General features: G+C 38.8%; 16 protein-coding genes. 6 read left to right on the plus strand and 10 right to left on the minus strand.

Going from position 1 to position 24,400, the window contains the following annotated elements:
• Positions 1-11: 11 nt before the first annotated feature.
• The 3 genes from ABJH98_RS15730 to ABJH98_RS15740 are packed head-to-tail and all read right to left on the minus strand — an operon-like array spanning position 12 to position 6,103.
• Positions 12-1,487, minus strand: coding sequence for a hypothetical protein (locus ABJH98_RS15730; RefSeq protein WP_348308656.1), 1,476 nt, complete (start codon positions 1,485-1,487; stop codon positions 12-14).
• A gap of 60 nt (positions 1,488-1,547) precedes the next feature.
• Positions 1,548-5,207: a BamA/TamA family outer membrane protein gene (locus ABJH98_RS15735; protein ID WP_348308657.1), complete on the minus strand. Its 3,660-nt coding sequence runs from the start codon at positions 5,205-5,207 to the stop codon at positions 1,548-1,550.
• Positions 5,207-6,103 carry an SdiA-regulated domain-containing protein gene (locus ABJH98_RS15740; protein WP_348308658.1) on the minus strand — a complete coding sequence of 299 codons (897 nt, stop codon included), beginning with the start codon at positions 6,101-6,103 and terminating at the stop codon, positions 5,207-5,209. The genes ABJH98_RS15735 and ABJH98_RS15740 overlap by 1 nt, the downstream gene beginning before the upstream one ends.
• A gap of 131 nt (positions 6,104-6,234) precedes the next feature.
• Between ABJH98_RS15740 and ABJH98_RS15745 the strand changes: the two genes are divergently transcribed.
• The gene (locus ABJH98_RS15745) at positions 6,235-7,458 is read left to right on the plus strand and encodes a Pycsar system effector family protein (RefSeq protein WP_348308659.1); all 1,224 of its coding nucleotides are present in this window, start codon (positions 6,235-6,237) and stop codon (positions 7,456-7,458) included.
• A gap of 14 nt (positions 7,459-7,472) precedes the next feature.
• Here ABJH98_RS15745 and ppk1 read toward each other — a convergent pair whose 3' ends face one another.
• Positions 7,473-9,581 carry a polyphosphate kinase 1 gene (ppk1, locus tag ABJH98_RS15750; protein WP_348308660.1) on the minus strand — a complete coding sequence of 703 codons (2,109 nt, stop codon included), beginning with the start codon at positions 9,579-9,581 and terminating at the stop codon, positions 7,473-7,475.
• A gap of 147 nt (positions 9,582-9,728) precedes the next feature.
• On the opposite strand from ppk1, the gene ABJH98_RS15755 reads away from it, so the two are divergent.
• A complete protein-coding gene (locus tag ABJH98_RS15755; RefSeq protein ID WP_348308661.1) occupies positions 9,729-12,104 on the plus strand; it encodes a GAF domain-containing protein in 2,376 nt (791 codons plus the stop codon).
• A 55-nt stretch (positions 12,105-12,159) separates the two neighbouring features.
• Here ABJH98_RS15755 and ABJH98_RS15760 read toward each other — a convergent pair whose 3' ends face one another.
• Both ABJH98_RS15760 and ABJH98_RS15765 read right to left on the minus strand, forming a co-directional pair.
• Positions 12,160-12,291, minus strand: a complete 132-nt coding sequence (locus ABJH98_RS15760; RefSeq protein ID WP_348308662.1) for a hypothetical protein — start codon at positions 12,289-12,291, stop codon at positions 12,160-12,162.
• A 48-nt stretch (positions 12,292-12,339) separates the two neighbouring features.
• On the minus strand, positions 12,340-12,906 hold the full coding sequence (locus ABJH98_RS15765; protein ID WP_348308663.1) for a DNA-3-methyladenine glycosylase I: 567 nt from the start codon (positions 12,904-12,906) through the stop codon (positions 12,340-12,342).
• 95 nt (positions 12,907-13,001) lie between these two features.
• Between ABJH98_RS15765 and ABJH98_RS15770 the strand changes: the two genes are divergently transcribed.
• The 3 genes from ABJH98_RS15770 to ABJH98_RS15780 all read left to right on the plus strand — a co-directional run bounded on the left by ABJH98_RS15770 (position 13,002) and on the right by ABJH98_RS15780 (position 15,393).
• On the plus strand, positions 13,002-14,129 hold the full coding sequence (locus ABJH98_RS15770; RefSeq protein WP_348308664.1) for a hypothetical protein: 1,128 nt from the start codon (positions 13,002-13,004) through the stop codon (positions 14,127-14,129).
• 91 nt (positions 14,130-14,220) lie between these two features.
• Positions 14,221-14,823 carry a peroxiredoxin-like family protein gene (locus ABJH98_RS15775; RefSeq protein WP_348308665.1) on the plus strand — a complete coding sequence of 201 codons (603 nt, stop codon included), beginning with the start codon at positions 14,221-14,223 and terminating at the stop codon, positions 14,821-14,823.
• A gap of 12 nt (positions 14,824-14,835) precedes the next feature.
• Positions 14,836-15,393, plus strand: a complete 558-nt coding sequence (locus ABJH98_RS15780; RefSeq protein ID WP_348308666.1) for an EF-hand domain-containing protein — start codon at positions 14,836-14,838, stop codon at positions 15,391-15,393.
• Here the strand turns inward: ABJH98_RS15780 and ABJH98_RS15785 are convergent, their stop codons facing one another.
• The 4 genes from ABJH98_RS15785 to tpiA form a co-directional block, all read right to left on the minus strand.
• On the minus strand, positions 15,394-20,352 hold the full coding sequence (locus ABJH98_RS15785) for a hypothetical protein (RefSeq protein ID WP_348308667.1): 4,959 nt from the start codon (positions 20,350-20,352) through the stop codon (positions 15,394-15,396).
• 63 nt (positions 20,353-20,415) lie between these two features.
• On the minus strand, positions 20,416-21,249 hold the full coding sequence (prmA, locus tag ABJH98_RS15790; RefSeq protein ID WP_348308668.1) for a 50S ribosomal protein L11 methyltransferase: 834 nt from the start codon (positions 21,247-21,249) through the stop codon (positions 20,416-20,418).
• Positions 21,250-21,588: a DUF6150 family protein gene (locus ABJH98_RS15795; RefSeq protein ID WP_348308669.1), complete on the minus strand. Its 339-nt coding sequence runs from the start codon at positions 21,586-21,588 to the stop codon at positions 21,250-21,252.
• A gap of 27 nt (positions 21,589-21,615) precedes the next feature.
• The gene (gene tpiA, locus ABJH98_RS15800) at positions 21,616-22,371 is read right to left on the minus strand and encodes a triose-phosphate isomerase (protein WP_348308670.1); all 756 of its coding nucleotides are present in this window, start codon (positions 22,369-22,371) and stop codon (positions 21,616-21,618) included.
• Between the two features lie 171 nt (positions 22,372-22,542).
• Here tpiA and ABJH98_RS15805 point away from each other — a divergent pair, with 171 nt between their 5' ends.
• Positions 22,543-24,327, plus strand: coding sequence for a glycoside hydrolase family 15 protein (locus ABJH98_RS15805; protein ID WP_348308671.1), 1,785 nt, complete (start codon positions 22,543-22,545; stop codon positions 24,325-24,327).
• The last annotated feature ends 73 nt before the right edge of the window (positions 24,328-24,400 follow it).

Here is a 24,400-nt window from a genome sequence, read left to right on the forward strand (position 1 = left end):
GGTAGACACCATTAAGTTCCAAATGAGTAGAAAGGAAGAGAAAAGCCTATCAAAATTTTCCATCTTTCCCACACCATATCTGTGGTAGCATTTTTATCAATCCCAGAATCAGGATTATTTTCGCCCGGTATTCTAGCTATTCTTCCCACGGTTTGTATGCCTCTAGAGTAGACGGTGCCGATCGTCAGGTCTATTTTGTTCAAATCAAGGGAAATGCCGCCTCCATAATTGTTGATATTCGCGGCAAATAAATTATTATCAAATCCATCAGTTTCTTCAAAGGAATCTCCTTGGAATGTACGAACTAGTGCAGAATAATCTGTAGAAAAACTTGTGTATGCATTGACACGACTACTCAAATACCACTCTACCCCAACGCCAAAGTTGGTTACAGATTTTCTTTTGTCTTTGTATCGATTTAGAATCACAGTACCGTCGTCCGGTGCCTGACGCTGAAATGAAGTAGGAACGAGCGCATAGTGTTCATCCACTTTGTCAAACCACTCCGCACTGAGACTAATCACATTCTTGCCAATATTTATCCCAACTCCAAATGCAACTGACATTGGAGACTTGTGTGTGGCACTTTGTGCACTGCCCCAACCAATTTCAGCCAGATTTGTGTATTCTGAAGCTTCATTATGAAAATTAGCAAGCACTTGGCGATAATAGGTATTTCCAGATCCTTTGAGGTTGGCTTTTGGTGTCGTATACGTAATGCCAAATTCAACCAATTTAGTACTATAATTTAATCCAAGTTTAGCTACATACCCATAACTTTTAATACTTCTATTTCTATTCATTTCATAAGTGGCTACTTCACAATTTGTGCAGTCACTGCCATCTTCTTTAGCCACAATACTTTGTGAGTATTTTGCACTCATGTCATGTACAGCTAGAAACTGTGATAATCCAACACTCCATTTTTTATTGTCATCCAATGGAATAGCCCAGGTCAAGCCCATCCATTCTTCTTTAACTTTTTTATTCCAATCAACATCAGACAGATAGCGTTCTTCACCTTCCCAAGCATCATTAAACTCTGCAGTTTCTACTTGAGATAGTTTGAGAGTATAATCCATATTTGTTCTGGAAAGGAAGCCGTAGGCAAACTTATGTCCATGAAAAAATTTAAGGAATTTGACTGAATCAAGATTGAATGAACCAGCCGCTAAAGTAGGTGCAGAGCCGAATACTGAGGAACCTAAATCCGCTTCACCAATTCCGTCTTTCACTTTTAATGAAACATTTTGATAAGCTTTTGCACTGATCAAAAAAGTGGGATCATCCTGCAATGCGAGCCTTGCAGGATTGTAGTACATCGCTCCCAAATCATCCACACTTCCGACTACTGATCCAGACATCAAAGTGGATTTATTTCCATATTGTTCAGTCCAGTAGTGCGCATCTTGAGCCATACAAATTGTATTAATGATAAATGTCAAAATGAGGGTGAGTGCCCAGCTATTGAATTTGATAAATCGCATGTTCAGAAAATTTGTTCACTAAAATTAGCAAAATAAAATGTAGAATGAATTGGACTTTAGCTAAAAGAAAAAACCAAAATCAAAGGAGATCAAGTTTTCTTCTGAGGAGAATGCATAAGATAATGAGGCAGCTGCTTTGCTGAGAGGCGCCACCCATAAGCCAAGTCCTGCTGATCGGTGCCATAGATCGGATGGACTAGAAGTCCAGACTCTGCCCACATCATAAAATCCATGTATACCAAATTTGCCAGGAAAGAGGATGGAAGAAAAGTCTAACAATTTGATACGCAAATCAACATTTTGGTAAAAGGTAGTTCGTCCATAAAATCGAGTTTTTCTATAGCCTCGCAAGTTACTTCGACCTCCCAAGGTGTTGGCGTTGTAAAATTCATCTTGTACAAACTTCCCGAAATTGTGAGCGTACCCAGTTCGTGAGGCTAGTGTAACAATCGCTGGATATTGAAAACTATAATATAGTGCCAGATTGGAATGCAGATGGGTAAAGTCAGTAGCGTTTTTATTTAGTCCTTGATAACTTGAGACTTCTGATTCCCAAAAGAGTCCTCTAGTAGGAAAAAGCTTTTCATCTCTTGTGTCGAATTCTAGTGTAGAAAATGCTCCTCCATATCGTCTTGGATCATCAAAAAGTTCATCTGTATTGAATTCGTTGAACCCTGAAGAAGTAATATATGTCCCTTCATTCTCTTCTATTTCAACGGACTTTTGATGAACGCCAAAAGCAAATTTTCCGGTGTTACCTATTTCATGATTGATGGACAGGTAAATCGAATAGTCTTCAATTCGTAAACGGTAATAGTCAATTCCTCTGTCTACCTCGTATATGGATTCATTTCCGATTCCGAAAAAGTTGTTCACCTCAGGTTTTTTAATATCGATCAGCGCTTCAAGGTTCCATTGACCCAGCACATTATTAAAATCGCCTTTGTATTCAATATTGAAGGCACCAGTCGCGACTGCAACATCTGCAAGTAAGCGATGCCTGGATGCAAAAGGGTCTTTTCGCCAGCCATGCTGCGTATACATAAATCCACCACCCAAAAACACACCGTCGTCTCGATTATACGAACCGTAGACCAAGGGCATCAATACATCGTATTTGAATTCATACTTGTTGTAGTCGTTGATTTGAGCATTATTACTAAGGCGGGATTTAAAACTTGCCTGATCAGAAACGATTAGTGTAGTGTTTTTACGATCATATAGCTTAACATTTTGAGCAGAATTATCCGTCGAATCCAAAACTTCATCATCTCCTTCTCCACCAATGATTCTTACTTTTACCTTGCTCTTCGTATTTCCAATAATTCTAAATTCATCGTCATCATTCAATCCATAAACCCTTACTTCTTTCGTATCGTTGGAATTAAAAATTCGATTGTAAATGATCTGTTCTGTCTGACCACGTTTTGAGATTTTATGTACAGTGACTTGTAGTTCTTCGGAGCTAATATTTTTGATCAGGAATAATTCTTTTTTATCCGTGCCTACCACATTCACATTTTTGGCCAAACTTTCATAAAACTCTAAAGCATAATCCTGTAAATGATCTCTTCTTGCTTTGAGCGTATTAATCGTTTTTTCTCCTGTCAATGCATAGATATTTTCTGGCCACAAATTGATAGCACTTTCTATGGACTCATCGGTCAAACTATCTTGAACCAATTGGATCATAGCTTGCCAAGCTTCGCGATCTGGTTCATTCATAAAAATCCTATCGAAGAAACGAGCATTAAAATTGAATCCTGGCGCCCATCTGACTTCATCGTTGAAACCTTCTATTTTGGCCATGGCCCATCTTCTACTGGCTATTTTAGGAAGTATGCCCTCGTTCATAAAAAAAGTTTGATCCCGGTCTCTTGGGATCGGTCGGTATCGCTTGCCTTTTCCATCTTCGAAAGATGCCCAGCGCCATTGATCTTCGTGTCTGTCCCAGTCGCCAATCACCATATCAAATAGCCTATTGCGTAAAACAAATTCCTGATCTACGCTATTGTCGTTGTCGTCAAGTAACTCCTCCTGTACGTCCGGAGAACTAATCACATCTTTTGAATAGCCGAAGAACTTAGCATCAGACCAGTCTCCACTTGGCCGTTCTTCAAAAAGCGCTAATTCATCACCCAATACTTCTCGGTATTCACCAAATGCACCATCGTCTGGGACATAAACCAAACGAGGGTTGGTGTGATAGATGCCAACCGCATCAGCCATAGGTGCAATTACATATGCTGCATATGGATGACTGGAACTGATTTGATCCTGCACCACGCCAACTGCGAAAGTTTCTTTTAGTACATGGGGGAGTGCTTTTGATGCATATTTTTCTACTGAGCGAAGTACATATTGCTTGCCATCTTTGGCTTCAAGTCGAAGTGAGTTGGTTTGCATTCCACCACCTCGCTTGATCACTTCCAACCCTCCTTTTTCTTCTGTTATATTAAATACTTGTGCCTCTACAGGTATGCTCCAGACCGCTCTATAATTAGAGCCCATCCATTTCTCTTTGCTTTTTGATGCTTGATATTGCATGGATGCAGAGGTAGTTTTTTTATCTTCTTTGAAATTTGGTCTAGGGTAATTGGCATGTGGGTCTGGCGTATACTTGAAACTATATAACTCTTTGACGTAAATCTGTTTTCCATTTGGAGAGCCTCTTTCAGGAGTCCAAAATTCAAGAGAGACATCGGCCTCTTGGTAGTTTACTTTTCCAAAACCCACAGAAGATGTACCGAAAGTCAAATACGCGCCATTTTCTTTCAGGTAAGTAGTTTTTGATCCCGATCCACTAACTATATAATTCACGCCATCTTTCTGAATATGCTGAAGTGAGTGTTCATGACCAGCCGTATAAATGACATTCGGATATTTTTTAAGAAAACCCTCAATTGTATTTCTAATGGTCTTGTACTCGGGGTGAGGGATGTCCTGGATAGAGCCAGCAGTAGCTCTGTATCCCGGATAAATGGATCCAATAACTGGGAGTGGGACGTAGAGGTTTTCGTTAAGTTCTGTTAGAGGAAAGATGTGAGACTTCAAAGGGAATTTTCCGCCATGAGCTCCATAGCTGTAAAGTGGGTGGTGTGACGCTAAAATCACATGATCATTTTTGTGCTTTTCAAGCAAAGAAGAAATATCAACTAGTACATCTATTGGTTCTGTCCGGTTCAGTGGGTCATCCTCCAGTGGTTTTTCCCAAGCATGGAGCATCCATTGCATATCAAAGACAATGAGATATAATCCGTCTGCCAATTTTATTTCTTCAGGGCCTGGTTCCGCATGTTTTGGATAAAACACTTTTTTGCTGTCGAAATAATCTTTAACAAATTTTTCTTGTTCAAGAATATGATTCCATCCTTCCTTTGAGCCTTTGGCCCAATCATGATTGCCTGGAATCACGATCGTTTTTCCTTTGAAGTCTTTTGTAATTTCAAATTGAATTTTTAGCTTTTCTTCGGCCTCTTTTCTGTTAGGATGCTCTATAGGTGGCAGTCCTTTTGGGTATATGTTGTCCCCTAGAAAGATAAGAGTGGCATTTTTCCCAGCCGATTGGAGTTGACTTGATAATGCCGAAAGATTGTCTTTGGCTAAAGAAGGTTCTCCAGCATCACCTATCAAAAATACCTGATGTTTTGCAGCAGGAGACTGAGCGTGTGAGAAACTAGCCAATCCTATTAAAAGAAAAAATAACAAAGGTCTAATCATTACTTCATGTTAAACTTTAGAATATAGCCTTTGTCACCTTGTCCTTCACTAGAAATAAAAAGGTCTCCGTTCGGAGCAAAACAAATACCTTCTGGTTGGCCAAGTAGTCTAGGGTCTATTGGAATACTTCCTTTAATCTCTCCATTTCGATCAGTTATCAACAGCAATTTACCAACTGAGGCAATAATATAGAAATGACCATTTATGGGGTGGAGGGCAATTCCAGAAGGTTTGAAATTGATTCGATTTTCCTCATACTTAAAGTCTTTGTATTGCTCCAGAAAGTTTTTGATATCATTTTTTGTGATATTGAAAGCCGCTTTATGCTCAATTTCTTTTTTGTCTATGTCAAAGTAGAAAACGGACTTACCTTTTTTCTCTTTTCCCTTTATTTCCCCATCTCCTTTGCATGCCACAAGCAATTTATTTAGAGCTGGGTCGTAGACCAATCCTTCGACGTCGTTGTGTTTTTTTAGGTCTGTGTTATACTTTTTAACCTTTTTTATTTCACCAGTTGCATTCAGCTCAAATTTGTAAATGTGCCCATTACTCTCTGCCACATAGAATTTTTCACCATTGGTAGCAATACCTTCATAATCTCCTGAGTCAGCAAACCTTACGGAATTATCTATTTTACGAGAGTGATGATTGTAAAAAAACACTTTGCCTTCTTCGTCTTGAACACAGGCAATGACACCTGATTTATGGTAGGTTAATCCAGAGATTTCTTCTAAGACATAAGGAAGAAAATATTTGGCATCAGGCTTTCTGAGGTTATAATTGTCCAAAGCTTTCGGGACATGATGAAACAAGGCTTCTGCCGTTGGGCGAGAATTGTATTGGCAGCCGAAGGAAAATGTCCAAAGGACTATCAAGTAAAATTTTGCTTTTGGCATAAGTTCTCGATTATATTGAGTGGGTTTTTACCCTAAAACTAAAATTATGAAATGCGTTTGGTATGTTACACCTTCTGCAAGGAATTTGTTTCAACTCATTTTTGTTTATTTGTAGTTTAACTAAAAAATAAATGGCAATTAAGTCCTCGGTTCTATCAAAAGTGGAAGATTATGTTAGTTCATCTCTAAAAAAGGAGTTGCCAGAGCATTTTTTATATCACAACTTGATACACACCCAAGAAGTAGTAAATGCAGCCATACTCATTGCTAAGGGGGAAAGGCTCAATAATGAAGATCTTGAGACTGTAACTCTTGCCGCTTGGTTCCACGATTTAGGGCACATCACAGATTGTGAAAGCCATGAAAGAAAAAGCGCGGAGATTTGTAGAAACTTTTTAGAGCAGCAGAATTTTCCAAGCCAGAGAATTGCCCAAGTTGAAGGCTGTATCATGGCAACTATGATGCCGCAGCGGCCACTCAATCATATGGAATCTGTTCTTTGTGATGCAGACCTTTACCATTTATCTACCGATCAGTTTGAGGCCCGATCCAACTTACTCAGAAAAGAATGGGAAGAGATTAAAGAAGAAAAATTCAAAGATTCTTCTTGGCGAAAAATAAATGCAGATTTTCTAAGTGGCCACACTTACTTTACTGATTATGCAAGAAAACATTTTGAAGAAGGCAAACAAAAGAATTTGAATGAGCTAAAGGAGCAAATTTCTAAGGATAAGAAAATCAGAAATTCCGATTTAAAAAAAAAGATAGCTAGTCTGGAAAAGAAACTGGAAAAAGCTACTAATAAGGAGAATAAACCTACTCGAGGAATTGAAACCATGTTTCGAACCACCTCAAAAAATCACCTTGATCTTAGTGCCATGGCTGATAACAAAGCCAACATAATGATCTCCATCAACTCAATTATTTTATCAATTATCGTTTCGGTTTTAATAAGAAAACTGGAGGAATATCCTCATTTTATTATTCCTACTTTGATTATGACAGTTGTATGTTTGGTGACGATAGTATTGAGCATTTTGGCTACTCGACCTAATATTTCAAAAGGCAAATTCACGCAAAGTGATATTACTAACAAACGAACGAACCTTCTCTTTTTTGGTAATTTTCATAAGATGAGTTTAAGTGAATATGAGTGGGGGATGAATGAACTCATGAATGACAGTAGTTATCTCTATGGAAGTTTAATTAAGGACATCTACTATCTAGGTGCTGTGTTGGGGAAAAAATATAAAAGATTGAGGGTGGCCTATACCGTTTTTATGTTTGGTTTTGTAGTTGCTGTGCTTTCTTTTATAGTGGCAGAAGTGTTTTTTAAGAATCAATATATGTATTAATAAATGCGTACTTATTACCCATTTTCTTCCCACTTTTTTACCATTTGGTAAGTATCTACTTGCGCATGATAGAGCTTTTCTCCTTTTTTTCGTTCTACTCTAATATTGTTTTGCTTTTGATCTAGCATTACCGCTTTGGTGTTGTCTTGAAGCTGAAGGTTCAAAATTTCCTTGACTTCTTGCTTTAGTTCTACGTTGTAGATTGGAAAGGTAACTTCTACACGGCTTTTTAGATTTCGTTTCATCCAATCCGCCGAGCCCATAAACAGTTCGTCTTTTCCGTTGTTGTTGAACCAAAAAACGCGCGCGTGCTCTAAATAACGGCCAACTATTCTTCTTACTGTAATATTTTCGCTCATCTCTGGCACACCAGGAATTAGACAGCAGATACTTCGTACAATCATTTCGATCTTCACGCCCGCACGACTTGCTTCATAGAGTTTGTCAATCATGCCCCGTTCTTCGATGTTGTTGAGTTTAATGATAATCCTACCTTCCTTGCCATTTTTCACATGATTGATTTCACGTTGAATCAGCTGGTTGAACGCTTCAACAATATTGAATTGTGAAACTAAAAGATGCTTGAAGGGTTTGGGCTGTTTTCTTTTATACAGGTATTTGAATAATTCATCCAATTCTTCACCCATTTTATCATGGCCAGTCAACAAGCCGTGGTCACAATAAATACTTGCTGTTTTTTCATTCAGATTGCCGGTTCCGAAAAAGCAATAGATTTTATTAGTACCCTCGTCGGTTTTTTTCTTTACCAAGGCCACTTTTGCATGCACTTTGAGTCCAGGAATACTATAAATAATCCGTATTCCCTCTTTCTGCATTTTTTCCGCCCAGAGCAAATTGTTCTCCTCATCGAATCTCGCTTTGAGTTCAATAAACACCGTTACTTTTTTGCCGTTTTTGGCTGCAGATATCAAGGCATTTCCAATCAAAGAATCAGATGCCATACGGTAAAAAGCTACTTTGATTTCGGCCACATGCGGATCTATAGCTGCTTGATTGAAAAATTGTAGGATATAGTTGTAGCTATGATATGGAAAGTGCAACATCTGATCCGACTCATCAATAGCAGTGAAAATAGATCGATAACGATCTATTTTATGGTTCCTTAATGGCTCTTGTGATTCGAATTCGAGAGCGCTCCCGACTGGATTAGGGAAATCCATAAAATCAAACAAACTGTGATATTGCCCGCCTGAAACTAAATCATCTTCTGAAAGATGAAATACATCTTGAAAATTTTCAAGCAATTCAGCAGAGATAGTTCGATCAAATAAGAAACGAGAAGGTGTGCCCAAATTTCGTTTTTGAATTTGTTTTTGAATCTTCTCAACCAAATCTCCACTAAACTCATCTTCAATATTGAGATCAGCATCTTTGTTCATTTTAATGCTCTTACACTCCAGTATTTCGTAATCTGGGAATACAAAATCCAAGTGCATGGCAACAATATCATCCAGAAATATGTAATGAAATTGAAAGCTCGGAGATGGAATCTTGAAGAATCGAGGCAGTCTATTCGACGGGATATTTAAGAATGCAAATTTGATGCCCTGAGAATATTTACTTCTCAACTTTAATGCAAAATATAATTCTCGATTATTGAGAAATGGTTCTCTTCTAGCCAAATCAAAATGATACGGCTGTAAAAAAGATAGTACTTTGGTTTTGAAGTAATAGAGACAAGCGGCTCGTTGATCCTCATTGAGTTGTTCTGGTGACAAGATAAAAACGCCATTTTTTTCCAATTCTTTCAATACACTATTGCGAAGTGTATTACCGTACTGGTCTAACTGGATTTGAATGCGGTCATGAATTTTATCAAGCAATACATCAGGGTCAATGTCTAACGCTTTGTTAATTTTTTTCTTTCCGATCTCTACCAAACGACGAATGTTAGCGACCCGAACTCGAAAAAACTCATCTTGATTAGATGAATAGATAGCCAAAAACTTGAGCCTTTCAAATAAAGGGACTTCACTGCTTTCTGCTTCTTGCAACACCCTGTAATTGAAAGTAAGCCAGCTTAGATCCCTGTTGAAATAAGTGTTGACTACGTCTTGCTTCTCCTGTTCGGTATTCTTATTTGCCTCCAATGCCTTTTTCAATTAAAAAAAGAAATATAAACGAAACAGAAACCAATCTTAAGTGATAAGTATGATATCTGTGTTAAATCTTTTTTAGTGGTTATATTAAGTAATTGAAACTAAAGAATGAGGCCTTTCGTTCGCAGATAGAGGCTTTTAATAATAATTATGGACGAAGAACTTGACCAATGCAATATGGGATTAGAATTCCCATTTGAAAGTAAATTAAGTCTTGCCAATTTGATCGGATATTGGGGGATGCGTATCAATGACCCGAATGCTCACTTGGCGTCAACTGCCAAGTTAATAATGGACCGAGTGAGTCAAGCACCAGAATTGCTTGCTCCTATAGAAGATTTGGGAATACTTGATAAGCATAGAGAAACTGTCAATCTTCTGATGACGGCCATATTTTCTCCTTTTACTGAAGAGGAGGAAATGGTATCGGCAATGGCTCCATTCAAAAAACAAGATGTTCATTCAACCAAAGGGTATAAGGATTTGATGATTCAGGCAGGATCGTATGAGGCCTTGCTTGATCCTGAGGAAATGGCTCAAATCATGCTTCATAAGACCATGGCTGCTTACTTCGCTATTATGCAGACGTACTATGGCCTCACTATCGAACTGAATAAGGATATTATATATACACTCTCTGATCATCGTACCGGACTGAAACGATATTTTAAAATTGAGATCAATCCAAAATTCTGTGAAATTGTATTGAATGGAACCCTGCCCGAGCTAACAGAGGAAGATTTGAAACACCTAACTGACCACATCGAAGATATTGATATATGGATGGAAAAACTGCCCACTGAGCTTTTTGAATTTCAGGGTTTGATTATATTCAAATTAACCGAAGTGACAAAGGATCAGGTGCTTTCTCGAATGAAAGAAACCTTGTTGGAAAAGGACAGCATTACTGAGGGGAGCAGGTTTGAAGACCTGGAACAGAAATTCAGATCTTTATTACAATTATCAGATTTACGATTGGGTATTTCTGCCTATCAGAAAAGCAAGAATAAGTTTTTCAACTTTGGTGGAAATGCTAGACGGAGTATTCTTATGGGTGATCAAGATCGAATAGAATGTCCTCTTGCCACGGCTGACTTATTTGAGCGTTTTGCTAATCAGGCAGATCCTATGATCGTTGAAGATATGGCAGAATGCCGTAATGCACTTCAACCTCAATCGGAAATTCTTCAGGAATGTGGCGTCCAAAACCTTATACTCAACCCCTTATTTTATAATGATGAATTCGTAGGATTGCTTGAATTGGCGTCTCCAAATAAAGGAGATTTGAATACACTCACACTCACAAGAATACGAGAGGTGCTACCACTTTTTGCCATTGCAGTGAAGAGAAGTTCGGAAGAATTAGAAAACAGTATTCAAAACTTGATCAAAGAGAAATATACTTCTATCCACCCAACGGTGGAATGGAAATTTAACGATGCAGCGCATGAGATGCTTGATCAAATTGCTAAGCATAAAAGCCCAGTTGCACCTCAGATCGTATTCAATGATGTCTATCCCTTATACGCTGCTTCAGATATTCGAAATTCCTCAGTTGAAAGGCATGAATGCATTTATAAAGATTTGAATCGCCAGTTACAACTGGCTAAGAAAGTTCTGAACATGGCTATGGAGCTCTCTAATCTGCCGATATTAGATGAAACTATATTCCGTCTGGATAATTTCAGAAAAAAAATCAAAAACAAATTAGTGACTGGCGATGAATCCTTGATTCTGGAATTTCTTCAAAATGAAGTTGAGCCGATTATTAGAAATATTGAAACCAATCACACGGGCGACAAAGATTTTTCGAAGGTTTACTGGAATGCTTTGGATGCCAATCTAGGAGTGGTTTATGAGCATCGTAAGAATTTTGAGGATAGTCTCACGGCGATCAATGATATTATAGGAGGAATTTTAGACCAAGAGGAAAAAAGTGCTCAGAAAATGTTTCCCCACTACTTCGAAAAGTATAAAACTGATGGTGTAGAGCATAATATTTATATTGGTGCATCCATGGTAGAGCACCTCAAATTTGATGAAGTGTATTTGAGAAATTTAAGATTATGGCAATTGGTTGTGACGGCAGAAATTGCAAATCGTACTGCAGCTGTGGTATCTGAATTGCCAATGCCGCTAGAAACCACTCATTTGATTTTAGTACACTCCAACCCGCTTTCTATCCGCTTTAGACAAGAAGAGAAAAAATTTGATGTTGACGGTGCTTATAATATTCGCTATGAGATTACAAAAAAACGAATAGATAAAGCATTGGTGAAGGATACTCAGGAAAGGATCACTCAACCTGGCAAAATTGCCATCATATATTCTCAGGAAAAGGATGCTGAGGAATATTTAAAATACATCGATTATTTAAAAAACAAGGATCTTTTGAAGGGCAAGGTGGAGCAATTAGAACTAGAAGAATTGCAAGGAGTAAGTGGACTGAAAGCGCTAAGGGTTGCCGTTAATACGGGCTCAGCGTCAATCATGGATGAGGTCAAGAAATTGCTCGAAGTAGCGTAATAAAAAATCCCACCGCGACAGCTATCGGGTGGGATAAATTTCTTTAAGAAAGGGATTAACCTTCTTTCTCTTCTTTTTTGTTAGTATTTCTAATGTCAATAAATGAAACCGCTGCAGCGAAACTGGCTAGTACGATCACAATATTTACAAACAAATCAACTCCTGAAGTTACTGCTGGATTAAACATAATCTTAGTTCTTTTTAAATAACAAGGCGAAGATAAATAAGAATACAATCAACTCAAAAGTTCCTTGTATCTATAGCAGTCTGTGGTGTGATCATTGACCAGTCCGGTGGCCTGCATATGAGCGTACATAATGGTACTACCTACGAATTTGAACCCTCTTTTTTTCAACTCTTTGCTAAGGTGATCAGATTCTGAGGTCGTGGCTGGTACTTCATCTTTAGTTTTCCAGTGGCCTACAATCGTTTTGTCATTTACAAATGACCAAATGTACTTTGAGAAAGTGCCGAATTCTTTTTGTATTTCAATAAAGCACTTTGCGTTGTTGACTGCAGCTCGGATTTTTTGCTGATTTCGAATGATTGCCGAATTGGAGATAAGAGAATCAATTTTGGGCTCATCAAACTTGGCTACCTCTTCCACCTTGAAATCAGCAAAAGCTTTTTTATACCCTTCCCTTTTTTTTAATACAGTACTCCAGCTTAAGCCAGCTTGAGCACTTTCAAGGATCATAAATTCAAAATGGACTTGGTCGTCAAAACAAGGAACACCCCATTCTGTATCATGATACTTTTCATACGCTTCAAAATGACCCATGGCCCATTCGCATTTACACATATCGTTTAGATTAATTCAAATAATCATACGAGGTTGTGCACCAATTTGGCTAATTTTCTGCGTTGATTTTTCAAAAGAAGAATAAATATTACCCATTGCAGAAGTTTGTCAAACCCATTGTAGTATCCATCCTTTTAGTTATTAGTCTAGCTAAGCTTGATTCTTCAGCTATAGCTCAGCCTAAAGGGGAACAATGGCTAGATTTGAAAAACCTGGATATTCAACCCCATTTGCCGAAATATTTGCTGTCAAGGAAAACGGTAGTGCTGGTTTCAGTGCCTTGGTCTGACAAAAACCCAAATGTTAGAGCCGACTGGAAGGCCTTATCTGCTAAAGCACATGCAGCTTTCAAACGCATGAAGATAGATCCTGTCGCCTATTATTATATGGATGATGTATTTGCCAGCCCTGATGCGAATGCGTCCATTGCTAAGGAAATGGAGAAAAGGGAAATTAAATATATTCTTGCTTTAGAACAGTTTCCAACGAGTAGTGCAGGAGTGGAGTCTTATCGAATAACTATTAGTGGATTTAATGATGAGCCAAGTTTCATTTCTGAAAGGCAAAAGGCCTGGCAGACTACTGGACCAGATTTGGATGTGTTGCTGACAGACATGAGAAAAGATGTGATTCGTGCTGAGATGGAAAGAGAAAATTACCTTGTACCGGATATCCCAGAGTTCTTCACAGATGCAAATATCCTGAAGGGCAAAAGGATTCCCACTTACGCTATGGATCTCAAGGTGGATAAATTGGTCATTCCGAAATTCAAAAAATATGAAATGGAAGATAGTGCGGCCTTGGATGCAATTACCTTAGCAAAGATTGCTGCATACAACAATGAAGTTGAGCAAAAGAATCGAAGACTCGAAGAAATAATGATCGACTATCCATTGGAATATGAATTGTCAGAGAGTTCTGATGACCGAGATATATATAATCAAGGCCATCAATTTGTATTGCTTTCTATCCATGGCACAGGTAGAACTGTTCGTGAAATGTTAGATTATGAAATAGATCCTTACGAAACCGACTATGTAAGTATCCGCTCTGGCAGCTCGCTTCATACCTTGCCAGTTGAAGCTGTCGTATATAAATACTATGTCAAACATGTGTACACTCAAGATGTCTACTTGGGTTCGCGATGGGATGCTGATTTGACATGGGAGCAAGCACTTCAAAACTTCATTTTTCACATGAAGGATATTCTGAAAGTTCAATAGAGAACGGCACTTGTTATCAATTGTCCTCTATTGGTAATAAAATTTGTGAATGAAACGCATTAACCCCTATATTAGCCTAAATTAATAAACTATGTCTTTGGTTAAAATGAAGATTGGGAATGCATTACTCATATTTGTGCTTTTGCTTGCGCAAAATTTGATGGCGCAAGAGGCTCCATTCCAATTGAATGAAGGAGATGAAGCACTCAATTTTCAAGGAGTTGATCAAAACGGACAGCCATTTGAATTATACAAAGCCCTAGAAAAGGGGCCTGTGGTTCTTATGTTTTACAGAGGTTTCTGGTGCCCTCACTGCAACAAACAATTGTCGCAATTAGAAGACTCCCTCAATTTTATTACGGAAAAAGGAGGCATAGTAGTAGCAGTAACTCCAGAAAAACCTGAAAGTATTGCCAAAACAATAGATAAAACGAGTGCGTCATTCAAAATAATTCATGACAAGGATTTATCAATTATGAATACCTATCATGTGGCGTTCAAAATGGAAGAAGCACTACTAAAAAAGTATAAAACTTGGGGCATAGACCTCGACGAAGCCAATGGAGATAATGGGCCAAACTTACCGGTGCCAGCTACTTATATCATTGGGCAAGACAAAAAAATATTATATGCTTTCTTTGATCCTGATTACAAGAAGAGAGCAACCGTAGGTAAAATCTTACAGAATTTATAAGTTTGAGATATTATGTTAACACCACTACAAATAAAGAAGTTATCTCATTTTTTCAATATCCTTGATTTTGATAAAAATGGTTCCATTGAAGCTGATGATTTTGAAGCAATTGGCGAAAATCTTGCCATCATCAGAGATATAGATTTGGACACGCCCGAATATGAGATAGTCATGGGAATGACTCAGGGAATTTGGGATAAGCTGGTTCCATTTGTTGAGAATGAGCAGGGTACTAAAGAGCAATGGTTACAGTTTATGACTGTTCTTCTTGACCCAAAAAATATTGAAACCTACAAAAAGTACTTGAACAATTTTGTTTCCACACTGTTCAAATTATTTGACATCAATGATGATGGTTATATTTCTCAAACTGAATACATTGATTTATTCATCGGAATGCGTATTGAAGTACGTTTTGCACCGAAAGCATTCCGAAACTTGGATATTAATCAAGATGGTCGCCTCTCTAAAGAAGAGATGATTCGTTCTGTAGATCAGTTTATGAGAAGTGACAATCCAAATGCAGCCGGCAACTGGCTGTTTGGAGGTTGGGAAGAAAGCAAAGTCTAGTTAGAACCCGTCGTCTTCGTCTTCATCTAATTCTTCGAAAGTATTGTAATCCTCTTCCACAGGTTGTTGTTCTTGAGGAGTATCTGCGCCTTCTTCTATCGTTTGATAGATGTCTTCTTCAAGGTGTGTTTCCTCAGGATATTCTAAACTATAGGCTTCATTGATGCCATAGTATCTATTTCTAAAATCATTGACAAACTTTAGAACTTCAAATTCGTCTCCTAATACTGTCGTATACTCACCGAGTCCCGTACTAGCAATTTTAGAATTTTCAGTTACGAAGTTGTTGAAATCATTGTTAGATGAGAACATCATCAGTCTGCTATGCTCATAGCTGAAGAAATACCAGGTAGAAGGTGCTATTTGTAAAAACAAATGAACGATGTCATCACCATCATCCGATTTTGTAATTTCTAAGAACCCATCCGACAGTGCATTGATATCAGTCTGTAGAATGTGCGAAAGGCCAAGCTTAGAAGTATTGTAGAATGCTCTATGTCTATGAGACCAGGCAAGGTTCACATTAGAGATAAATAGTGTTTTTGTGACTTTTGGTGAACTTTCTGCCAGAGCCATATATTCATTCATTGAATTATTTTCATAATTCTTGGTAGCTGCATCACCAATCATATCAGCTAATTTGTACATGACCTCAATGCTGTTGGAGTGTGCAACATCAGGACCAATTTGGGCAACTACATCGGTTACGTTTGTGGTCATTGATGTAATGACCGTAGGGTGAAGTTTCATATCCAATGCCAACATAGCGTCCATAAAATAGGTGTTGGAATCGGGTTTGGCATAACCTAGAACTGTCGCTTCCATTGAAAATTCAGGCTTGTTTTTAATGAAATTGACGGGGCCTTCAAATAAGAGTTGCTCTGTACTGTCGTTATAAATAAAACTCCTGCCGGCGTAAGTATCGTTGGTTGTTTTTGTTGGGTCTTCTATTCTAAATTCTTTCAGTGAATCCACATAAGAAAGCAATCCACCAGCTTTGAATACGTATTCGTCTGCTGGCCTAATTTTGTCATGCACATAAGACATGTATAGGTCATAAGTCACACTATTATACAGTAAGCCAGCTACAATGGGTTGTCCAGTGGTGGTGGTGGCTGTATCTACATCGATTATTACTTGATCCTGCCCCTCAGGCACTAGATAATTGATCCAGTAATCGTATTCTCCTAGACTTTTAATATTGGGTTTGACTTGACCTTCCATTTCAAGGTTTTTTCGGTCAGCATACATGGTAACATCTCCAGCAAAAAAGAACCCAGGAGATGGTTGTAGTTTTTGTGACTCTAACACTGTGCCGCCAGAGACTGTCATACTATCATATTCATTTTTACCTACTTGAAACCCTTTGAGTTCGAAGCTATCAAACTTAATGGCAAAAGTATCTTGAGCAGCATTGACCAATTCGTAAGTAGCATAACCCTCAAATTTCTTACTAGAAATGACAGTAATGTTGCCATCAAACAGGTTGTGATAGCCATTTAATGTGTCGATTTTCAGTTTTGCATTTTCGAAAGGTCTCAATACTGCATTTTCATAAATCGTAGTTTCATTATTGTCAGGGATGATTTCCGCATCCGCTACTTTGATGTATGGGATTCCCTGAATGTTAAGTTCAAAAGATTTGATGTCATAGAATGCATTGGTAGCGTTAAATGCCAACGAGTCCAATTCTTCACGTGTCGTGTAGAAATATGAAGATGCAATGTCCACTTCTTCTGGTTTGACCATTGCGATTCGATCCGAATCCAGATACCAAGTAGCTTCAGTAATTGAAGTTTTCATCTGTGCATAAGGGTAGCTGATTGCAGCTACTCCTTCTTGTTCAGGCCTTACTGTAGCAATGTTGTCTAGTAGATTGAAATTTAGTGCAATATCATCGCCTTTCATTGCCGGCTTATCGGGGTTATCAGTCAATATTTCGAATTCAGCATGTCGGCTTGAGTATTCATATTGGCTAAAATGGAATTCTTTCGAAATAGACTTAGAACCCCTAGAAAGCATTTCACCAGACCCATATACACCACCAGCTGTAATGTTTGCTTTACCATCGAGTGATGCTGTGGCATTGTAAAATTGGAATGGCTCATTTCTATTGGCAATATACATACTGTCTTTGAGTGGTTTCCAAAGCATCTTATAATCGGCCAACACTGCTTCAGGGTAAGACGCTTCATCCATTTTACCTTCACGAATTACTCCCTCCTGACCTACTGCAGAAACGGAGTCCATATAGAAAATAAAGTCATCAGAATTCACTGTGGTAGTACGATAATCGATACGCCCGTCGGCTCTCAAACCATCGGCAGTCAAAGTCAAACTATCGTAAAGCACACCTTCTCCTTTGTATAAAGGATAGCCTTCTGCTGGAATGATATGCTCAAAACCTAAAGATCGATCTGGCATGATGACCAAGTTTTCTGCTATCGGTGGCACAATTCCTCCAGAGAAGAAGGTTCCTTTGAAAGCTATTCCAGCAGGGTCGTCTCTATTGATACTGTCCATTTCAAATGGAGGCACTACAAAATAAATGGACTTATCATAGGCCCCATCCAAAATGTCCGGCCCATCGAAATACACAATAGCCTCAGAATCTGAAACAAAGAAAGGGTACTGAGCAAAATTTCGTACACCCGCCTTATTCTTAGGGTGATTGATGTAGAGTGTTCCCGACGTTTGAGTCAGATGGTTGCTGAGGGCTGTTTTGTGCTCCTCGCCACCTTCCTGAAAGTCTACCTGAATTCTCATAGAATCTATGACCGGCATTTGAATCAAATATTCATCGTAATTAAAGAAAAAATCTTTTCCCTGATAGCTGAAATCGCCAGCATTTACTCCACCACTGAATTTGATGTCTTTATCCTTGAGTAGGGTAATTCTACTAGAATCTGGAGTAATACGAACATCTTCATCAGGAGTCACCACAATTCGACTAACCCCTTTGACTACCATTTCACCTGTTTCAAAGTTGAGCGAGGCATTCGATCCTTTTGGATTGAGAGAAGAAATGAGAATATTGTCAAAATCTTTCTGTTTGGTATAAGCCATTACATAATGAAAGGCTTTTCGTAAGACTTTGATTTGAAGGTTTTCTTCATCAAAAAGAATGTAGTTGTTTTGTTTTAGAAAGAGCATGGCTGATCGTGCAAGCTCTGGCTTGATGTTGAAATGCTCCTGCATTTCAAGCAAATTATATTCAGAACTTTGTACAAGTCTTGCGAATTCAACTGCTGTCCGTACGGGATGAAACTCATACAAACCAGTCATTTTTTTATACCTCAAGGGATTAAAATACTCCTCAGATTCGAACAATGCAGGCACTATGTTCTTGGCATTTAGAATCGAAATATCCAAACTATCTGATTCAAGTTCCCATTCGATCATATCAGCTTTGAATTCAAGTTTGAAGAAAGAAGAAAAGAAATAGGTGTTTTTGTATTCCCCTTTGTCTTTGAGAAGTGTAAGCTTTGATATGGCTTGGTCATAATCTAAACGAACCACATGATGGTAAATGGAATCTGAACCATGATACAAAACAAAAGATGCTTTGTCAGATAGTATCAAAGAATCCTCAAAAACATATTCTTCCGCTTTTGCCGTAAATGATCGTCCTTTTGCAATTCCTTCTATGGTGGATGGGTTTTTGGAAACAGAGGTTCCAAATTTCTTAGCACCTTTCATAGCAAATCCGCCATTGTACTTCAGGTGATCATCCGAAAGGCTTAATTCCAAATCTGAATAATGAGAAATAAACTGCGGGTAGAACTTTTCTTCATGAGCTAATCTTTTGCCACTTTTAAAATAAAAAGCACCAGGAGCTTCTCCATTGAAAAGGTCTGGATATTTCAGTTTTGCTCGAGAAGTTTTGAGACGTGGAAATTTCACATTGAAGGAATAGCCTTCCAGTACAACTACAGCTCCATCCGTTCCTCGGAGATCATCTGGCCAGTCTACTTCTCCTGACTTACCTATAAACATTTGGTCTTTAATAAGAAAAGTTCCGGAGGCATTGTTAATAGTTAAAGTGTCGTACGGAGTCGCAATCTTAAAATCTATACCTGTCAATTCAAGTGCAGGTCCGGCCAAAATGGGGTCTTTATCATTGGCTTGCATCTCAGCGACATGATCTATTTTTTCGAGTGAATAGACTTGTCGTTCGAGTACAAGTGGTTTTTTCTCTTCTTCATAGGTTTCTTCTACAACCTCTTCACTCCCAAAACTGTCGCTACCCCAGCCATCACTTCCTGAACCAGAATCGTTACCCCATCCATCGTCGCTGCCCCATCCATCATCAGAACCCCATCCATCATCGCTTCCCCAGCCGTCGTCTGAACCCGTGTCTTCTTCAACATACTCTTCTTCGATTTCGTCTTCTGTGATGAATTCCTCTTCTTCTATCACTTCTGCTTCAGCCGGCTCGGGTTCGGGTAAACTTTCTTCCAGTAAAACCACTTTGTATGAACCTCCAGATGTGGATAGTTTGTTGTAATGTGAATGGTAGAGCGCACCTCGTGCAAAAAAGAAGGTAAGTGATTTATAAAACTCTGCAACTTCTTTTCTTTCATAATGATCTACAGCGTAGTGGCAAACATCCAAAATATTGGATAAATCTGCAGGATTCGCATTTTCTTGTGTGAGCGCATAGGTGATCAGGCTAAAAAAGTATTCGTGATAAGGTCTGGTAGCGAATCGACGATCTTCCATTTTGCCACAGAGCGTAATAATGGAAGCTTTTTGATCTTCATTTATTTGAGACGTCCAGGCATTTCTAAAATCATAGGCGACTTTTTTAGCTGGTTCAGTATCAATGGCATTGATATTATTTACAACATCCTCTACAAACTGATCAGGTTCTGTAGAAAACCTAAAGTATTGCGCTTGCGCTAAACCTGTGGAAAGGGTAAATAAAAGAAGAAAATATATATGTCTATGCCAGACCATTCAATGCTATTCTGAATCAACGACTAAAGATAGTAAACCGATTGCGATATGCTATGCGCTTTATCAGTATTTAGAGAACATCAATGCCGTCCAGTTGTCTTTGATAACTGATTTTTCAAGCAAAAGATTATATGAATCAGTGCTATTTTTTATATCTGGAATATCTTCTTCATAAAAACCGCTGAGAAATAGCTGGCCACCTTTTTCTAAAAGATTGGCGTAATATGACATTTCTTCCAGTAATACATTTTTGTTGATGTTGGCAATGACTACATCATAAGTAGGCTTATTGAGCTCAAGCGTGCTTATTGCCCCCTTATGATAATCGATTCCTTGGAGACCATTGAGTTGGAAATTTTCTAGTCCGTTTTCAACACACCATTGGTCTATATCTGTAGCTTCTATATAGCCTGCGCCTAGTTTAAAAGCCATGATTGCTAAAATGCCAGTGCCTGAACCGACATCTAAAACAGACTTCCCTTCGAAATTTCCGTCCAATTGAAGTTCCAACATGCCCTGTGTAGTCGCATGGTGGCCAGTGCCAAATGACATTTTGGGAGTGATTACGATCTCATGGTCATAGGAGTCGTCTGGCTCATGAAAAGTCGCTCGAACTCTGCATCTGCTATCTACAGCAATGGGGTCATAATTTTTCTCCCATTCTTCATTCCAGTTTTCCTTCTCGATGGTTTCAACCTTGTAAGCTATCGTGGCTAGTTGTTGATACCGCTCTACCATTTCTTTGATATGGCTAGCAGAATATCTTTCGGTTAGGATATATGCATCTAATCCTTGGTCGGTTTCTTCGAAAGTGTCGAAGCCCATCTCAGCTAATTCGGCCGTGAGGATATCAGCAAATTCTCGGTTAGTTTGGAAAATTATCTTTGTAAACGTCATTTATCTGTTGCAGCCGGCAAAGGAAGCGTACTCTGTGTAGTAGACAGAGAAGTCAGCCATATTTCGGTCTTGTTCAAAGTATATGTAAACATCAGCAAAATCTCGGTCATCCACAAAAGACCAGTGACCTACCTCATCTGCAAACAAAGAATTTTCTTCTTCAAAAATGATGATATCTGCAAAGGCTTCTGAATCGTCTTCGTATACTCGAAAGTGTGCAAACCTTGGGTTAGGCTCTATATAAACCTTACCGTAAATTTCACATGGATCAATTTGAGATGAGACGATGTCTGAATCGGCCCAGCTACCAATCAAAAATGCAATTATGAATGAGATCATATCAGGAAAATGTTGCTTAATTCACTTTTAGAATGAGTTGACAATCGCTAGGAAGTCATCGGCATTCAAAGATGCTCCTCCTATCAATCCGCCATCTACATCCGCTCCTTCGAAAATCTCCTTGGCATTAGAAGGTTTGCAACTTCCACCATAAAGGATAGGACATGCGTCGGCGGCATCCTGACCAAATTTGCTAGCCAAGTGACTTCTTAATTCAGCATGCATTTCTTGTGCTTGTGCAGATGTTGCCGTTTTACCCGTACCAATGGCCCAAATTGGTTCATAGGCGATAACGATTTTAGCAAATTCTTCTGCTGAAAGGTGAAATAAACTTTCAGTCAATTGTTGCTTTACATAATCATACTGTGTGTTGGCTTCTCTGATTTCCAATGGTTCTCCACAACAGAAAATTGGTGTTAAACCATTGACCAGAGCCAAATCCAATTTAGCCGCAAGTTCTGCATTAGTTTCATTGAAGTATTCTCTTCTTTCGCTGTGTCCGAGGATTACATAGTTGACACCAGTGGATTTGATCATTTCGGCAGAAGTTTCTCCTGTGTAAGCCCCAGAAGCTTTGTCACTGCAGTTTTGTGCGGCTACTTCGATTCCTTTTTTACCGACTACTGATTCTGCTAAAGCAGTCAAATGGATAAACGGTGTACCCAAAACAATCTGAGCCTCTTCATTTCCTGTCGCTTTGTCTAGCACTTCTTGCGCTAATTTTTTACCTGCCGACAGGTCATTATTCATCTTCCAGTTTCCCGCTACTATTTTCTTTCTCATTGTGTGTTTATTAATAAATGTGAATTTTCGCTGAACAAAGTTGCAATAATTATGGCATTAATTGATAATATTTCATCATTTTAGCGTATTGATTGAATTGGCCAGATTATGATTCGATCTCTACAGCGCACGATCCAAAAACTAATTTTCTGAAATTCTAATCCCAGATACATGGATAATAGACATACCTATGATTTTGGTGTAATAGGCAACTGTGCATATACCGCTCATATCAAAAAAGATACAAACGTAGCCTGGATGTGCTGGCCTCGTTTCGATAGCAGTTTCATTTTCGGAAACCTGCTGGATGATGAAAAGGGCGGTGAGTTTTCGGCATTACCTGTCGAAGGCTCATATGACTCAAAACAATACTACCTCGAAAATACAAACGTGCTGGTTACAGAAATCGCTTGTGCTACGGGAAAGTACAAAGTCACTGATTTTGCGCCGCGATATTTACAACATGGGAGGAGCTATAAGCCACTGATGCTCATCAGAAAAATAGAACCGATTTCAGATCATCCAAATATTAGAGTGGTTTGCGATCCTGTAGGAGATTATGGAAATACGAGACCAGAAAGAAGTTTTGGTAGTAACCATATTAGATTTTCAGGGTTGGACTCTCAGGTGAGGTTAACGACCAATATATCTTTGAGTTATCTGATGAAGGATCAGGATTTCGTGCTCAACGAAACAAAGTATTTGGTTCTCACTTTTGGACCTCCAATGGAATCAGATTTAAAGGAAACGGCGGAACTATTCTTAAATCGTACGGTGAATTATTGGCACAAATGGGTGAAGACAGCTAGCATAGCCAACTTCTATCAAAAGGCAGCTATTAGATCGGCGTTGGTTCTAAAGATTCATCAATTTGAAGATACAGGTGCTATAGTAGCCGCGACAACCACGAGTTTGCCAGAGTCACCTGGATCTACAAGGAATTGGGATTATCGATTCTGCTGGATGCGGGATACATTCTATACGCTAAATGCATTCAATAATATTGGTCACTTTGAAGAGCTGGAAAAATATTTTCATTACATCATGAATATCACCAGCGCAGAGAATGACAGGTATCAACCGCTATTTGGGATTGGAGGTGAAAAGGATTTGGTGGAAATTGAAACTAAGCTGAAAGGCTATCAAGGCAACCAACCTGTACGTGTTGGTAATCAGGCGTACGAGCATATTCAGAATGATGTCTATGGTCAGGTGCTGCTTTCACTTTTGCCTTTGTATTATGATCAGCGAATCATTTTTACCGACAGGTACGATTCAGGCGATTTGATCTTTAAAACGCTGGGTCTCATCGATAAAACCATGGAGCAGACAGATGCGGGACTTTGGGAATTCAGGAACCTGAGCCAACATCACTGCTATACTTATCTTTTTCACTGGGCAGGAAGCTTGGCGGCTGAAAAAATAGCGAAAGTACTCAAAGACGAAAAAATGGGCAAGCTCGCACAAAAGCTCGGAAAAATTGCCAAGAATAAAATTGAGCAATGTTATAGTGCAAGCAAAAAAGGATACAGCCAGGCGATAGGTACCGATCGTATGGATGCCAGCTGTCTGCAGCTCATCAATATGAATTACCTTGACAATAATTCTGATCGGGCGAAAGCGCATCTTAAAGCCATGGAGAAAGAATTGAAGGCTTCGAATGGGCTGTTTTATAGATACAAACATCAAGATGATTTTGGTGAACCTGAGACCACTTTCTTGATTTGTGCGTTCTGGTACGTGGAGGCACTGGCTTGTGTAGGCCGTTTGGATGAGGCTATAGAATACTTCGATAACATCGTAGGATATTCAAATCATGTGGGACTACTCAGTGAAGATGTAAATGAAAAGGATGGTAGCATGTGGGGTAACTTCCCGCAGGCGTATAGTCATGTTGGCTTGCTGAATGCTGCTCATAGAATTGCGAAAAAATTGGACATGCCTGATTTTAGGTGATAATTCTATTAACAGGTGTCATCACCTGGTCTATCTAGGTGATCCTTTTCGGACTATTGGATTCTTAGAGAAA

Origin of the sequence: Reichenbachiella sp., from assembly GCF_039969095.1 — a bacterium.
Lineage (GTDB): Bacteria > Bacteroidota > Bacteroidia > Cytophagales > Cyclobacteriaceae > Reichenbachiella.